Source organism: Agromyces aureus, from assembly GCF_001660485.1.
GTDB lineage: Bacteria > Actinomycetota > Actinomycetes > Actinomycetales > Microbacteriaceae > Agromyces > Agromyces aureus.
In genome coordinates this window covers 1,684,318-1,698,988 of sequence record NZ_CP013979.1, presented here as the reverse complement: position 1 = coordinate 1,698,988, position 14,671 = coordinate 1,684,318, and the positions used below count along the sequence as shown (strand labels likewise).

Sequence of the window (14,671 nt, the reverse complement as noted above, 5' to 3'; positions counted from 1 at the left end):
CTGACGAGCACCGGAGGATACGTGAGTGTGGGGCGGCAGCCGATGGCTGCCGCCCCACGGGCGCCTCAGAGTCTAACCCCGAGGCATCCCAGATCGAGAATTACTCGCTCTTGGTGACCTCGTAGTAGAGCGGGACCGAGTTCCAGCCGAACTGGACGTTCTCGACCGACTGGCTCCATGCGCCGTTCACCGTCGAGTACCACAGCGGGATCGCGGGGAGGTCCTTGAAGAGGATCTCCTGCGCCTGCTGGAACTTCTCGTTGGCGGTCGCGAGGTCGGTCTCTGCGAGGCCTTCCTTGAGGAGCGCGTCGAAGTCGGGGTTCGAGTAGTCGCCGTCGTTCGAGCCGGCACCCGTTGCGTAGATCGGGCCGAGGAAGTTGAACAGGGCCGGGTAGTCGGCCTGCCAACCGGTACGGAAGCCGGTCTCGATCGTGCGGTCGGTGATCGCGGTGCGCACCTCGGCGAAGGTCGGGTACGGAGCGCCCGACGCGTCGATGCCGAGGTTGTTCTTCAGCTGGTTCGCCACAGCGTCGACCCAGGCCTGGTGGCCGCCGTCGGCGTTGTACGCGATCTGGAAGGTGCCGCTCCACGGGGAGATGGCGTCGGCCTGAGCCCACAGGTCCTTCGCCGCGTCGGCGTCGAAGTCGAGGACGTCGGATCCGGGGATGTCCTCGGAGTAGCCGTCGATGACCGGCGACGTGAAGTCGTGGGCCGGGGTGCGGGTGCCCGAGAAGATCACGTCGGTGATCTCATCGCGGTCGATCGCCTTCGAGATGGCGGCGCGACGCAGGTTGCCCTCTTCGCCACCGAAGTGCGCGAGGCGGGCGGGAACCGTGAACGACTGGAAGATCGCCGCGGCCTGCGTGACCGAGCGGTCGCCGAACTCGTCCTGGAAGGTCGAGAGCGCGCCGTCGGGGATGGCGTCGAGGACGTCGAGGTTGCCGCCCTGGAGGTCGGCGTACGCTGCCTCCTGCGTGGCGTAGAAGACGATGTCGAGGCCGCCGTTCTGGGCCTTGCGGTCGCCGTCGTAGTCGGGGTTCACGACGAGGCTGATGCGCTCGTTGTGCTTCCACGCGCCTTCGCCGTCGAGCATGTAGGGGCCGTTGCCGACCGGGTTCTCACCGAACGCGTCCATGTCGTCGAATGCCGACGCGGGCAGCGGGAAGAACGCCGAGTAGCCGAGACGCAGCGGGAAGTCGGACTCGGGCTGCTTGAGCTTGACCGTGAAGGTCGAGTCGTCGACGACCGCGAGGCCGGTGAGCTCGGAGTCCTCGTCGTAGCTGAAGCCCTCGATCGACTCGAAGAAGTAGCTCGAGAGCTGCTCGTTCGAGAGGAGTGCACCGTAGTTCCAGGCGTCGACGAAGGAGTTCGCCGTGACGTCTTCGCCGTTGGTGAACTTCAGGCCCGACTTGATCTTGATGGTGTAGTTCTGGGCGTCTTCGGTCTCGATGGACTCGGCGACGTCGTTGTGGGGGGCGCCTTCGGCGTCGTAGTAGACCAGACCCGCGAAGATCGAGTCGAGGATCTTGCCGCCGCCGACCTCATTGGTGTTGGTCGGGACCAGCGGGTTCTGAGGCTCGTTGCCGTTGGTCGTGACGATGGCGGAAGTGCTCGCACCGTCGGTCGCCTCGGGCGTGCCGCTCGTGCAACCGGTGAGCACGAGCACTCCGGCCGCAGCAAGAGCAATGGCGGCAACGCCGATTCTCTTGATCTTCAATGTTCCTCCTGTAGACGTGCGTCGGCAGTGCGGCTTCTGGCCGCCCTGGAGCGCGGGATGAGTCGAGACTATGAATCGCCAACCCTCGAAGCAAACTCCTGCGCAAACTGTTACCGACGCGCAACCTTGGGAAGGCAACGTGCGACGGATTCCGGCGTGGCGCGCAGGATCTTTGCACAGACGACTCGTATGCGAGGATCAGTGCATGTCGGCTGCTCGTTTGCGCATCGAGATCATCATCGTGCTGGGGCTCTCGCTCGGCGCCTCGGCCGTCTATTCGATCGTCTCGCTCATCGCGAAGCTCACGGCCGAGCAGTCGCTCGGCGACCAGTCCGTGGCCCTCAACCCGAGCCGGTCGCAACGCGAGTGGCTCGACTTCACGTACCAGTTCCTCGACGTGTTCTTCGGCCTCTTCGCGGTCGCACTCGTGCTGTACCTGCTGTGGCAGCCGGGCCGCAGCCCGTTCCGCCGCATCGGCTTCGACCTGACCAGGCCGGGCCGCGACGCGGCATCCGGCCTGCTGCTCGTGCTGGTGATCGGCGTGCCAGGGCTCGCGCTGTATGCGGCCGGCCGAGCGCTCGGCATCACGGTCGCCGTGGAGGCCTCACCGGCGAACTGGCTGTGGTGGACGGTGCCGATCCTCGTGCTGCGCGCGCTCGAGGCCGCGCTGACCGAGGAGATCATCGTCGTCGGGTACCTGTTCACGCGCCTGCGCGAGCTGGGCGTCGGACCGTGGGCCACGATCGTGTCGAGCGCGCTGCTGCGCGGCACGTACCACCTGTACCAGGGCTTCGGGCCGTTCGTCGGCAACGTCGCCATGGGCGTCGTCTTCGGCTGGTGCTACCAGCGCTGGGGGCGCACGATGCCGCTCGTCGTCGCGCACCTCGTGCTCGACGTGGTGTCGTTCGTCGGCTACCCGCTGGCCGTGGCCTGGTGGCCCGGGCTGTTCGCCGCGCCCGCCTCCTGAGGGTCGCGCGCGGATTCGCGCACGGGCTCGCGCTGCGGTTCGGTCGTCGGATGCCGCTCGGGCATCGGGTGCCGCGGCCGCACCCTCGGCGCCAGGTGCGACCCGCTCGCGAGCGCGAGCACGGTCTTCGGCATCGGCGGCAGTGCCTCCTCCGGCGGCTCGACGCGCAGGTCGGAGTCGCTCGCGCGCACGCGCGCCATGTCGAGTCCGCTGCGGCGCGACGGCGTGCAGACGGCCGAGATGCCGTCGAGGCCGTACACGCCGGAGTGCGCGAGCGAACTCAGCGAGTCGGCGCGTCGCAGCGCCTCGGCGAGACCGGGGTCCCGTCGCTCCATGAGGCCGGCGCGCTGCTCGAGCCCGAACACGCGCGAGGCCGCCGCGCTGCAGACGACCATCGCCGCGACGAACCCGACGCCGCCGACGATCGAGACCAGATCCATGAGCATCCAGAACACCCCCTCGTGAGGTGCCCTCAGTGTAGACCTGAGGGCACCTCACGTACAGGGTCGACAGGCTCGTCGGCACGCGCCCCGAACGCGCGGCGACGGATGCCGGGGGCGGCCGCCCGCGGCATCCGATCGCTCCGCTCCGCTCTGCTCCTTACGCGAACGCCTCGACCGGCGGGCAGGCGCACACGAGGTTGCGGTCGCCATAGGCCTGGTCGATGCGTCGCACGGGCGCCCAGTACTTGTTCCGCACGAGCGAGTGCACGGGGTACACGGCCTGCTCGCGGGTGTAGGGGTGCGTCCACTCCCCCGCGATGACCGACTCGGCCGTGTGCGGCGCGTTCCGCAGCGGGTTGTCGTCGGCCGGCCACTCGCCTCGTGCGACCGCGTCGGCCTCGGCCTTGATCGCGACCATGGCCTCGACGAACCGCTCGAGCTCCGCGAGGTCCTCGGATTCGGTCGGCTCGACCATGAGCGTGCCCGCGACCGGGAACGACATCGTCGGCGCGTGGAATCCGTAGTCGACGAGACGCTTCGCCACGTCGTCGACGCTGACCCCGGTCGACGCCGTGAGCGGCCGCAGGTCGAGGATGCACTCGTGCGCCACGAGCCCGTTCTCGCCCGTGTAGAGCACCGGGAAGTGCTCGCGCAGGCGGGAGGCCACGAAGTTCGCCGCGAGCACGGCCGACGCGGTCGACTGCGCGAGGCCCTCGGCGCCCATCATGCGAACGTACGCCCACGAGATCGGCAGGATCGAGGCGCTGCCGTAGGGCGCCGCCGAGACCGGTCCGCCGCCGTGCACGAAGCCGCCCGCGTGGTCGGTGCGCTGCGCCATCGGGTGGCCGGGCAGGTACGGCGCGAGGTGCGCCTTGGCCGCGACCGGTCCGACGCCCGGCCCGCCGCCGCCGTGCGGGATGCAGAACGTCTTGTGCAGGTTCAGGTGCGAGACGTCGCCGCCGAAGTCGCCGAAGCGGGCGAAGCCGAGCAGGGCGTTGAGGTTCGCGCCGTCGACGTAGACCTGGCCGCCGGCGTCGTGCACGGCCTGGCAGATCTCGCGCACGTCGTGCTCGTACACGCCGTGCGTCGACGGGTAGGTGATCATGAGCGCCGCGATGGATGCCGCGTGCTCGGCGATCTTGGCCCGCAGGTCGGCGAGGTCGACGTTGCCGAGCTCGTCGCAGGCCACGACCACCACGCGCATGCCCGCGAGCACCGCGGAGGCCGCGTTCGTGCCGTGCGCGCTCGACGGGATGAGGCACAGGTCGCGCTCGGCCTCGCCGTTCGCGAGGTGGAAGCCGCGGATCGCGAGCAGGCCCGCGAGCTCGCCCTGGCTGCCCGCGTTCGGCTGCAGCGACACGGTGTCGTAGCCCGTGACCTCGGCGAGCCACGTCTCGAGCTGCTCGACGAGCCCGAGCGTGCCGACCACGTCGGCCTCGGGCGCGAACGGGTGCAGGTTCGCGAACTCGGGCCAGGTCACGGCCTGCATCTCGGTCGCCGCGTTGAGCTTCATGGTGCACGAGCCGAGCGGGATCATGCCGCGGTCCAGTGCGTAGTCGCGGTCGGCGAGCTGCTTGAGGTAGCGCATCATCTGCGTCTCGGACTGGTGCGTGTTGAAGACGGGGTGCGTGAGGTACGAGCTCGTGCGACGGAGGTCGGCGGGAACGCTCGATGGAAGCTCGGAAAGCGACGCCGGGACATCCGCTCGCTCTCCGAAGCCGAACGCCTCGACGACGAGCGCGAGCTCGCGCTCGGTGGTCGTCTCGTCGACCGCCACGTGCACGGTGGCCTCATCGGCCTCCCAGACGTTCAGGCCGAGGTCGCGAGCATTGGCGACCACGTTCTTCGCGAGGCCGGGCACGTGCACCCGGATCGTGTCGAAGTACTCGTCGTGCGCGAGCGTCAGGCCGAAGCCCGTGAGCGCGTCGGCGAGGGCCTTCGCCTTCGCCGCGGTCGTCACGGCGATGTGGCGGATGCCGCGGGGGCCGTGGTACACCGCGTACATCGACGCCATGACGGCCAGCAGCACCTGCGCCGTGCAGATGTTCGACGTCGCCTTCTCGCGGCGGATGTGCTGCTCGCGCGCCTGCAGGCTGAGGCGGTACGCGGGGTGGCCGGCGGCATCCTGCGAGACGCCGACGAGGCGTCCGGGCAGCTGGCGCTCGAGGCCCTTGCGCACGGCCATGTAGCCCGCGTGCGGTCCGCCGAAGCCCATGGGCACGCCGAAGCGCTGGCTCGTGCCGACCGCGACGTCGGCGCCGAGCTCGCCTGGGCTCGTGATCAGCGCGAGCGCGAGCAGGTCGGCGGCCACGACGGCCAGCGCGCCCTGCGCCTTCGATGCGGCGATGACGGATGCCGGGTTCCACACGCGCCCCGAGGCGCCGGGGTACTGCACGAACACGCCGAAGTGCTCGCCGAGGGCGGCGACATCCGTGTGCTCGTCGAGCGGGGCGACGACGAGCTCGATGCCGACGGCCTGGGCGCGGGAGACGAGCAGCGCGTGCGTCTGCGGCAGCGCGTCGGCGTCGACCACGAACCGGTTGCTCGCGCTCTTGGAGCCGCGTCGGGCCAGGAGCATGCCCTCGACGACCGCGGTGCCCTCGTCGAGCATCGACGCGTTGGCCGTGTCGAGCCCCGTGAGATCGGTGACCATCGTCTGGAAGTTGATGAGCGCCTCGAGGCGGCCCTGCGAGATCTCGGGCTGGTAGGGCGTGTAGGCCGTGTACCAGCTGGGGTTCTCGAGCACGTTGCGCTGGATCACGGCCGGCGTGATCGTGCCGGAATAGCCGAGCCCGATCATCGACGTGCGCACGGTGTTCTGGTCGGCCAGCGCGGCGAGCTCGGCGAGCGCCTCGCGCTCGGTCGCGGCGGCGGGGATCGCCGAGTTCAGCACCTCGCCCATGCGGATGGACGTCGGCACGGCCGCGGCCATGAGGGCCTCGAGCGAGTCGTAGCCGAGCTCGGCGAGCATGATGCCGTGGTCGCTCGGCGTCGTGCCGATGTGGCGACGTCCGAAGGCGTCGAGGTCGAACGTGGAGGAGGTGCTCATCGGGTGCGGTTCCTTACTCGGGGGTCACTCGCCCGTGAGGGCGCGGTACTCGTCGTGGCTCAGCAGCTCGGGCAGTTCGGGGGCGGTGATCTTCAGCAGCCAGCCCTCGCCGAAGGGGTCGGAGTTCACGAGCTCGGGCGAGTCGACGACGGCCTGGTTGGCCTCGACGACCTCGCCGTTCACGGGCGCGAAGAGCTCGCCGACCGACTTCGTCGACTCGATCTCGCCGACGACGGTGCCCAGCGTGACGGCCGTGCCCGCGGCGGGCAGGTCGACGTAGACGATGTCGCCGAGCTTCTCGGCGGCGTAGTCGGTGATGCCGATGGTGACGGTGTCGCCCTCGACCAGCACCCACTCGTGCTCTTCGGTGTACTGCAGTGCGGTCTGGTCGGTCATGGGGTGCTCCTCTGGATCGGGGTCTTGATCGTGTGCGGTGTCGTGCGGTGTCTGGGTGGGTGCCGGCGCGGGGCGCGGCGCCGCGGGTGCCTGGTCGCCTCCGCGTGCGGGCACGCGGAGGCGGACGTCGGTCAGGACGTGCGCTTGTAGAAGGGAAGGGCGACGACGGATGCCGCGATGCGCGTTCCCCGGACGTCGACGTGCAGGCCGCCGGCGTCGACGGCCGAGGGCGCGACGAACGCCATGGCCACGGGGTGGCCGAGCGTCGGCGAGAGCGCGCCGCTCGTGACGACGCCGACGAGCGCGGCATCCGCCCCGTCGCCGTCGTAGACCTCGTAGTCGGCGCGCGGCGCACGGCGGCCCTCGGTGGTGAGCCCGACGAGCACGCGGGCGTCGTCGGCGGGGCCGTCGGCGGTCGCGGCGCGGCCGACGAAGTCGCCCTCCTTGGCGTGGGCGACGACACGGCCGAGGCCGGCCTGCACGGGCAGGATGTCGCGGCCGAGCTCGTGCCCGTACAACGGCATGCCGGCCTCGAGGCGGAGCGTGTCGCGGCTGGCGAGCCCGCAGAGCGTCACGCGCGGGCCGCCGGTCTCGACGAGCGCGGACCACAGCGCCGGCGCGCGCTCGGGTGCGACGTAGAGCTCGAAGCCGTCTTCGCCGGTGTACCCGGTGCGGGCGACGAGCACGGGCTGACCCTCGAAGGTGGCCGGGAACGCGCGGTAGTACTTCAGCGCCGCGATGCTCGCGTCGAAGTCCTCCTCGTCGTTGCCGGGTCCGGCGACGCCGAAGCCGGGCGTCTCGAGCATCACGGCGCGAGCGTCGGGGCCCTGCAGCGCGATGAGGGCGATGTCGTCGCTCTCGTCTTCGACGATGGTGTCGAATCCGGCGGCCCGGGTGCGCAGCTCGTCGGCGACGACGGCCGCGTTCGACGCGTTCGCGACGACCATGAACCGGTCGTCGCCCGTGCGGTAGACGACGAGGTCGTCGATGATGCCGCCGTCGTCGGCGAGCAGGAGCGAGTACTTCGCCTGGCCGATCTCGATCGCCGAGAGCTTTCCGGCGAGCGCGTAGTCGAGGGCGGCCGCGGCCTCGGGGCCGATGAGCACGATCTCGCCCATGTGCGACAGGTCGAACAGGCCCGACGTCGTGCGCACCGCGTGGTGCTCGGCGAGGTCGCTCGAGTAGCGCACGGGCATCTGCCATCCGGCGAAGTCGGTGAAGCTCGCACCGGCCGCACGGTGCACGGCGTCGAGCGGGCTGCGTCGCTCGCGCGCGCCCGCGGCGTTCGCATCGGCGGGCGCTGCGACTTCGGGCGCCGCCGTTTCGGGCGCTGCCGCGGGGCTGGTGGTACCGGGATCGAGGGTCACGAGTTCTCCTGAATGGTGCGTTCGTCGCATCGAACGGCGAATGCCGCTTGAGAACTCCCCCTCTGTCATGAGCCTGAGAGTTTCACGCGTTCGCGCTTTCACCGTGGGCGGGACGCCGCAGCGTGCGGCATCCACTTTTCAGAGCGGCCGTGTTCATCGCGGTGTGATACCTGAGAGATTGGCGGGGAGGCTTGCTCCTTCGGTGCCGGCCCGGCTCTGCGTGAACAGAACGTCTCCGGCTCTCCCGCGATGCGTCGATGGCCCGGTATGTGATTGTGCGCCGATTCTAACAGCGCTGCGCGCGCCTCGCCCAGTGCCGTGCCGCCGCACCGGCGGCGTCGTCGGGAGTCGCGTCGATTTGGCGGGAGCGATCCGATCGAGGATGCTTCAAGTGCCGTCCGACGGCGTGAGCCCTGCTCCGCCTCGTGACGCGCACCTCGGGGTGCATCGGATGGGGGTCCGGTGCACCCCTCTCCTCATCGGCGCCAGCCGTCCCCCGACGGCCGCGGACGTCGCGCCGCGACATCCGGATTTCTGTTCGTGTCATGGTGACTGTAAGATGATCGCAGACTTAGAGTCATGCTGACACGAAGGAGGTGGCGGATGCCCCGCAAGATCGAACTGGCCGAAGCCCGCCTCGCCGTGTCGACCGTGATCTTCGCGCGCGAGCCCGGCGTCGCCCACGGCGAGCAGCCCGTGCCGGCGCTCCAGCCGGCCGACCGATCGCTGTGGATCCCGCTCGTGCGCCGCCTGCGCGAACCCGGCGAGGGCCGCTGGGCGCTCCCCGGCGGCTGGCTCGGCGCGGCCGAGAGCCTCGAGGGCGCCGCGGCGCGAACCCTCGAGGAGACGACCGGCGTCACGCCCCGCTACCTCGAGCAGCTCTTCACGTTCGGCGCCCCCGACCGCTCCCCCGACGAACGCGTCGTCTCGGTCGTCTACTGGGCGCTCGTGCGACCCGAGGAGACGAGCGGCGCGATCGAAGACCCGAACGTGCGCTGGTTCGACGCCGACGACCTGCCCGAGCTCGCCTTCGACCACAACCAGATCGTCGCGTACGCGCTCGGGCGCCTGCGCACCAAGCTCGGCTACTCGCAGATCGCGCACGCCTTCCTCGACGAGACGTTCACGCTCGCCGAACTGCGCGAGGTCTACGAGACCGTGATGCGGCGCCCCCTCGACCCGGCGAACTTCCGCCGCACGGTCGAGGCGTCGGGCGCACTCGTCGAGACCGGCGAGGTGCGCACCGGCACCCCGCACCGCCCGCCCAAGCTGTACCGGCCCGCCGATCCCGCCGAGGCGGGCATCCACGGCTCGTTCCGGATCCCCGTCGCACCGCACCTGAGGAGACACCCATGACGATCGTCCAGCCCGACACGCGGCTCGCGGCATCCGTCGACCGCTCGATCCAGTTGATCCAGACCGGCAAGGCGGCGGGCAGCACCTGCTCGCCCGACCTCGCGAAGGGGCCGTGGGAGTTCGACGCCGGCCCCGTCGCGTACGGCCCGGGCTCGTCGATGGGCGACGTGATCCCCACGGGGTCGCCCCGCCAGGGCGCGCTGCCCGAGTCGTACAAGACGGCCTCCGACGCCGAGCTGCACGACCGCATCCGCGCCGCGAAGGCGACCCTCGGCGAGCGCGTCGTCGTGCTCGGCCACTTCTACCAGCGCGACGAGGTGATCGAGCACGCCGACTTCGTGGGCGACTCGTTCCAGCTCGCGAACGCCGCGCTCACGCGTCCGGATGCCGAGGCCATCGTCTTCTGCGGAGTGCACTTCATGGCCGAGACCGCCGACCTGCTCTCGACGCCCGAGCAGGCCGTGATCCTGCCGAACCTCGCCGCCGGCTGCTCGATGGCGGACATGGCCGACGAGGAGTCGGTCGAGGCGTGCTGGGCCCAGCTCGAAGAGGTCTACGGCGATCTCACGGCGACGGATGCCTCGGGGCGCGTGCCCGTGATCCCGGTCACGTACATGAATTCGTCGGCCGCCCTGAAGGGCTTCGTCGGACGCCACGGCGGCATCGTCTGCACGTCGTCGAACGCGAAGACGGTGCTCGAGTGGGCGTTCGAGCGCGGGCAGCGCGTGCTGTTCTTCCCCGACCAGCACCTCGGGCGCAACACAGCGAAGGCCCTCGGCGTGCCGCTCGAGCAGATGCCGATGTGGAACCCGCGCAAGCCGTTCGGCGGCTCGAGCGCCGATGGGCTCGTCGATGCTCGCGTGATCCTCTGGCACGGCTTCTGCTCGGTGCACCGCCGCTTCACGGTCGACCAGATCGCGCAGGCGCGCATCGACCACCCCGGCGTGCAGGTCATCGTGCACCCCGAGTGCCCCATGCCGGTCGTCGATGCTGCGGATGCCGCGGGCTCGACGGACTTCATCGTGAAGGCCATCCAGGCCGCTCCCGCGGGCTCGACCTTCGCGATCGGCACCGAGATCAACCTCGTGCAGCGCCTCGCGGCCGAGTACCCGCAGCACGAGATCTTCTGCCTCGACCCGGTGGTCTGCCCGTGCTCGACGATGTACCGCATCCACCCCGGCTACCTCGCGTGGGTGCTCGAGGAACTCGTCGCCGGGCGCGTGGTGAACCGCATCACCGTCGGCGACGACGTGGCCGAGCCCGCACGCGTCGCGCTCGAGCGCATGCTCGCCGCGAAGCCCCCGGCCGCGGTCGTGCCCGCCGACGCCGTGCCGACCGGGGCCTGACCGTGGGGCACGTGCTCGTCGTCGGCGGCGGCATCGGGGGGCTCTGGACCGCGGTGCGCGCGGCCGACGCCGGCCACGACGTCGAGCTCGTCACGAAGACCGAGCTCGCCGACGGCAACACGCGCCACGCGCAGGGCGGCATCGCGGCGGCCCTCTTTCCCGATGACTCGGCGGAGCGGCATTTCGCCGACACCCTGTCGGCGGGCGCCGGACTCTGCAACCCGGAGGCCGTGCGCGTGCTCTGCGACGAGGGCCCGGCGCGCGTGCGCGACCTGATCCGGTTCGGCGTCGCGTTCGACCACGGCGACTCCGGGCTCGAGCGCGGGCTCGAGGCGGCGCACTCGAGGGCGCGCATCCTGCACGCCGGCGGCGACGCCACGGGCGCGGCCATCGAACGCGCGCTCGTGACCACCGTGCGACGACGGGCGGTGCGCATCCACGAGCAGACGATGCTCGTGGACCTGCTCACCGAGGCCGGCGAGGTGACCGAGTCGGGCGACCTGCGCGCCGCGGGCGACGGCGTTCGGCCCGACGGCGGGGTCGGCACCGGCACCGATGGCGTACGCGTGATCGGTGCGCGCCTGCTCGCGGCATCCGGAGACCTGATCGACGTGCGCGCCGATGCCGTCGTGCTCGCGACGGGCGGCGCCGGGCAGCTGTTCCGGCACACGACGAACCCCGACGTGGCGACGGGCGACGGCGTCGCCGCGGCCTGGCGTGCGGGCGCCGAGATCGCCGACCTCGAGTTCGTGCAGTTCCACCCGACCGCGCTCGCCGCCCCCGGCACGCCCCTCATCTCCGAGGCCGTGCGCGGCGAGGGCGCCGTGCTGCGCGATCGCGACGGCCGCCGCTTCATGACGGAGATCTCGGAGCAGGCCGAGCTCGCCCCCCGCGACGTCGTGGCCCGCGCCGTCTGGCGCGCGAGCCTCGACCAGGGCGGCGAGCCCGTGACGCTCGACGCGACCGCGCTCGGCCGGGAGTTCCTCGATCGGCGATTCCCCGGGCTCGGGGCCGCCTGCCGCGATGCCGGATACGACTGGGCCGAGGAGCCCGTGCCCGTCACGCCCGCTGCGCACTACGCCATGGGCGGCGTCGTCACCGACCTCGACGGACGCACGAGCCTGCCCGGGCTCTACGCCGTCGGCGAGACCGCGCGCACGGGCGTGCACGGCGCGAACCGGCTCGCGTCGAACTCGCTGCTCGAGGCGGCCGTGTTCGCCGACCGGGCGGCGCGCGCGATCGACGCGGACGCCGACGCGCTCGCGCAGCCGAACTCCGGAGACGGGAGACGACGCGCCGCCGAGTTGCGCACTCCCCTCGGCGAGTCGCGCGCGGCATCCGGAGTTGCGCCGAAGACGGGCGGACCCGAGCGGAGCCACGGGGCCGCCGCGCCCGTCGACCGGGTCGCCCTGCAGGCCCTCATGTGGGAGCACGTCGGACTCGAGCGCTCGGCCGACGGCCTGGCCGCGGCATCCGACGCCCTCGAGACCTGGCGGGCGCCCGAGGTGCACGACCGCCGCAGCGCCGAGGATCGGAACCTGCTCGACCTCGCACGCCTCACCGTGGCCGCCGCGGCCGCGCGCACCGAGAGCCTGGGCGCGCACTTCCGGTCGGATGCCGCGGCGAACGCGGTCGATACGCCCCGCCTGCTCGACCCGCTCGGAGCCGGCCTGGGCGGCGAGCCAGAGGCATCCGCCCCACTGCCCCTGCACGGACTCGTGCACCTCACCCCCGATGCCGAGGAGGCAGCATGAGCACCGACCGTCGCGAGATCGACCGCATCGTCACCGCCGCACTCGACGAGGACGCGCCCTGGGGCGACCTCACGAGCGAGACGCTCATTCCGGCGGATGCCACGGCCACCGCCTCGCTCGTCGCCCGTGAACCGGGCGTGCTCAGCGGCATCGAGGTGTTCGCCGCGGCGTTCCGCATCGTCGACCCGGCGATCGAGGTCGAGCGGCTCGCCGCGGACGGCGACTCGTTCGCGGCCGGCGACGTGCTCGCCCGTGTGCACGGGCCGGCCCGTGGCATCCTCACCGCGGAGCGTGTCGCCCTCAACCTCAGCCAACGCATGTCGGGCGTCGCGACGCTCACCGCGCGGTACGTGGCCGCCGTGAGCGGCATCGCCGGCGCTCGCGCTCGCATCGTCGACACGCGCAAGACCACTCCGGGGCTGCGCAGCCTCGAACGCCAGGCCGTGCGCGACGGCGGCGGGCGCAATCACCGGCGCTCGCTCTCCGACGCGATCATGGCCAAGGACAACCACCTCGCGGTGCTCACGGCCGGCGGCGTCGACCTGGCCTCCGCGCTTCGATCGGCGCGGGAGCGGATGCCGCACACGGCCCACCTCGAGGTCGAGATCGACCGGCTCGACCAGCTCGACGCGGTGCTCGGCGGCGGCGCCGACACGATCATGCTCGACAACTTCGACCTCGACGCGCTTCGCGAGGGCGTTCGCCGCATCGGCGGGCGCGCGGTCGTCGAGGCGTCGGGCGGGGTGAACCTCGACACGGTCGCCGCGATCGCCGCCACCGGCGTCGATGTGATCTCGGTCGGGGCGCTCACGCACTCGGCGCGCGCGCTCGATCTCGGCCTCGACGTCGACATCGACATCGACATCGCACTGGCCGCCGAGGACGACGCGGGCGCGGGTTCGCCGCGCGGTGCGAGAACGTGATCTACCTCGACCACGCCGCCACGACCCTGGTGCGCCGCGAGGCGATCGAGGCCATGTGGCCGTACCTCACGGGCTCGTTCGGCAACCCGTCGAGTCGGCACGAACTCGGCGAGGAGGCGGCGCGCGCGCTGGCCTGGGCGCGATCGGAGGTCGCCGCGGTGATCGGATGCCGACCGGGCGAGGTCGTCTTCACGAGCGGCGGCACCGAGGCCGACAACCTCGCGATCAAGGGCATCTCGCTCGCGCGTCCGCGCGGTCGTCACCTCGTGGTCTCGCCGGTCGAGCACGAGGCCGTGCTCGAGTCGGCCGCGTACCTCGTGCGCCACCACGGCTTCACGGTGACCGAGGTCGCCGTCGACTCCGGCGGACTCGTGCACCCCTCGGCGCTCGAGGCGGCGATCAGGCCCGACACGGCCCTCGTCTCGGTGCAGCTCGTGAACAACGAGATCGGCACGATACAACCGATCGCGCAGCTCGCGGCCGTGGCGCACGAGGCCGGCGCACGCATGCACACGGATGCGGTGCAGGCGGCCGGTCATCTCGACCTGCGGCTCGACGCGCCGGCGGGGTCGGGCGGTCTGGGCGGTCTCGGCGCGGACGCCCTCTCGCTGGCGGGCCACAAGGTCGGCGCACCCAAGGGCACCGGCGTGCTCGTCGCCCGCGGCCGGATCGCGCTCGAACCGGTGCTGCACGGCGGCGGGCAGGAACGCGGCCGGCGCTCCGGCACCGAGAACGTGGCCGGTGCGGTCGCGTTCGCCACGGCCCTGCGCCTCGCCGAGGCCGAGCGGGCGGATGCCGCGGCGCAGGCGTCGCGCCAGGGACTCGAGTTGCGGGCGCGAATCCTCGCCGGCGTCGAGGGCGCGCAGCTCACGGGCGACCCCGACCGCCGATTGCCGGGCACGGTGTCGTTCGTCTTCCCCGGAACGAGCGGCGAGGCCGTGCTGCTCGAGCTCGACCGGCTCGGCGTGACGTGCTCGAGCGGCTCGGCGTGCGCGGCGGGCAGCAGCGATCCGTCGCACGTGCTCACGGCCATCGGCGTCCCGGCCGACCTCGCGCTGACCGCCGTGCGCTTCACGCTCGGCCGGGCGACGACCGACGACGAGATCGCGGATGCCGCGGCATCCGTCATCCGTGCGGTGTCGGCCGTGCGCGGTATCGTCGGATCATGACCGAAGCGAACGCTCCTGAGAACGACGCCGTCGACGACGCGAAGGCCTCCCCGGCCGACGCCGAGCGCGAGGAGCGGCTCCGCTCCGAACTCGCACCCGAGGAGTCGATGTTCAAGGACTGGCTCCCGCGCCCGACGCCGATCGACGGGCCCGCGCCGGCACCCTGAGCCTCCAGGCGCCGATT

At 71.7% G+C, this 14,671-nt stretch carries 12 protein-coding genes and 1 riboswitch; of the genes, 7 read left to right on the top strand and 5 right to left on the bottom strand.

What is annotated here, in order from left to right; genetic code table 11:
• Positions 1-100: 100 nt before the first annotated feature.
• Positions 101-1,717 (bottom strand): peptide ABC transporter substrate-binding protein, encoded by a 1,617-nt coding sequence (locus tag ATC03_RS07325; RefSeq protein WP_067875003.1) that lies wholly within the window; start codon positions 1,715-1,717, stop codon positions 101-103.
• 205 nt (positions 1,718-1,922) lie between these two features.
• Here ATC03_RS07325 and ATC03_RS07320 point away from each other — a divergent pair, with 205 nt between their 5' ends.
• Positions 1,923-2,684, top strand: a complete 762-nt coding sequence (locus ATC03_RS07320) for a CPBP family intramembrane glutamic endopeptidase (protein WP_067875000.1) — start codon at positions 1,923-1,925, stop codon at positions 2,682-2,684.
• Here ATC03_RS07320 and ATC03_RS07315 read toward each other — a convergent pair.
• From ATC03_RS07315 to gcvT, 4 genes are all read right to left on the bottom strand, one after another.
• The gene (locus ATC03_RS07315) at positions 2,630-3,130 is read right to left on the bottom strand and encodes a hypothetical protein (RefSeq protein ID WP_152030889.1); all 501 of its coding nucleotides are present in this window, start codon (positions 3,128-3,130) and stop codon (positions 2,630-2,632) included. The genes ATC03_RS07320 and ATC03_RS07315 overlap by 55 nt on opposite strands.
• Positions 3,131-3,284: 154 nt before the next feature.
• Positions 3,285-6,176 carry an aminomethyl-transferring glycine dehydrogenase gene (gene gcvP, locus ATC03_RS07310; RefSeq protein ID WP_067874994.1) on the bottom strand — a complete coding sequence of 964 codons (2,892 nt, stop codon included), beginning with the start codon at positions 6,174-6,176 and terminating at the stop codon, positions 3,285-3,287.
• A gap of 24 nt (positions 6,177-6,200) precedes the next feature.
• On the bottom strand, positions 6,201-6,572 hold the full coding sequence (gene gcvH / locus ATC03_RS07305; protein WP_067874992.1) for a glycine cleavage system protein GcvH: 372 nt from the start codon (positions 6,570-6,572) through the stop codon (positions 6,201-6,203).
• A gap of 131 nt (positions 6,573-6,703) precedes the next feature.
• Positions 6,704-7,939 (bottom strand): glycine cleavage system aminomethyltransferase GcvT, encoded by a 1,236-nt coding sequence (gene gcvT, locus ATC03_RS07300; protein WP_074400990.1) that lies wholly within the window; start codon positions 7,937-7,939, stop codon positions 6,704-6,706.
• Positions 7,940-8,088: 149 nt separating this feature from the next.
• Positions 8,089-8,196: riboswitch (glycine riboswitch) on the bottom strand.
• Positions 8,197-8,542: 346 nt separating this feature from the next.
• On the opposite strand from gcvT, the gene ATC03_RS07295 reads away from it, so the two are divergent.
• Genes ATC03_RS07295 through ATC03_RS20540 form a run of 6 tightly spaced genes read left to right on the top strand, consistent with a single transcriptional unit; the run spans position 8,543 to position 14,654 of the window.
• On the top strand, positions 8,543-9,295 hold the full coding sequence (locus tag ATC03_RS07295) for an NUDIX hydrolase (protein ID WP_067874989.1): 753 nt from the start codon (positions 8,543-8,545) through the stop codon (positions 9,293-9,295).
• Entirely contained in the window at positions 9,292-10,641 is a 1,350-nt protein-coding gene (gene nadA / locus ATC03_RS07290; protein ID WP_067874986.1) for a quinolinate synthase NadA, read from the top strand. The genes ATC03_RS07295 and nadA overlap by 4 nt, the downstream gene beginning before the upstream one ends.
• 2 nt (positions 10,642-10,643) lie before the next feature.
• Positions 10,644-12,395 carry an L-aspartate oxidase gene (gene nadB, locus ATC03_RS07285; RefSeq protein WP_067874983.1) on the top strand — a complete coding sequence of 584 codons (1,752 nt, stop codon included), beginning with the start codon at positions 10,644-10,646 and terminating at the stop codon, positions 12,393-12,395.
• Positions 12,392-13,318 (top strand): carboxylating nicotinate-nucleotide diphosphorylase, encoded by a 927-nt coding sequence (nadC, locus tag ATC03_RS07280; protein ID WP_067874980.1) that lies wholly within the window; start codon positions 12,392-12,394, stop codon positions 13,316-13,318. Before nadB ends, nadC begins: the two co-directional genes overlap by 4 nt.
• Positions 13,315-14,487 carry a cysteine desulfurase family protein gene (locus tag ATC03_RS07275; protein WP_067874978.1) on the top strand — a complete coding sequence of 391 codons (1,173 nt, stop codon included), beginning with the start codon at positions 13,315-13,317 and terminating at the stop codon, positions 14,485-14,487. Before nadC ends, ATC03_RS07275 begins: the two co-directional genes overlap by 4 nt.
• Positions 14,484-14,654 carry a hypothetical protein gene (locus tag ATC03_RS20540; protein WP_156997175.1) on the top strand — a complete coding sequence of 57 codons (171 nt, stop codon included), beginning with the start codon at positions 14,484-14,486 and terminating at the stop codon, positions 14,652-14,654. The genes ATC03_RS07275 and ATC03_RS20540 overlap by 4 nt, the downstream gene beginning before the upstream one ends.
• Positions 14,655-14,671 lie beyond the last annotated feature (17 nt).

Excerpts from the sequence above, each read along its gene's own strand:
- ATC03_RS07320 (WP_067875000.1), top strand. The coding sequence starts at position 1,923 with ATGTCGGCTGCTCGTTTGCGCATCGAGATCATCATCGTGCTGGGGCTC.
- nadC (WP_067874980.1), top strand. The coding sequence starts at position 12,392 with ATGAGCACCGACCGTCGCGAGATCGACCGCATCGTCACCGCCGCACTC.
- ATC03_RS07295 (WP_067874989.1), top strand. The coding sequence starts at position 8,543 with ATGCCCCGCAAGATCGAACTGGCCGAAGCCCGCCTCGCCGTGTCGACC.
- gcvH (WP_067874992.1), bottom strand. The coding sequence starts at position 6,572 with ATGACCGACCAGACCGCACTGCAGTACACCGAAGAGCACGAGTGGGTG.
- gcvP (WP_067874994.1), bottom strand. The coding sequence starts at position 6,176 with ATGAGCACCTCCTCCACGTTCGACCTCGACGCCTTCGGACGTCGCCAC.
- ATC03_RS07315 (WP_152030889.1), bottom strand. The coding sequence starts at position 3,130 with ATGCTCATGGATCTGGTCTCGATCGTCGGCGGCGTCGGGTTCGTCGCG.
- nadA (WP_067874986.1), top strand. The coding sequence starts at position 9,292 with ATGACGATCGTCCAGCCCGACACGCGGCTCGCGGCATCCGTCGACCGC.
- ATC03_RS20540 (WP_156997175.1), top strand. The coding sequence starts at position 14,484 with ATGACCGAAGCGAACGCTCCTGAGAACGACGCCGTCGACGACGCGAAG.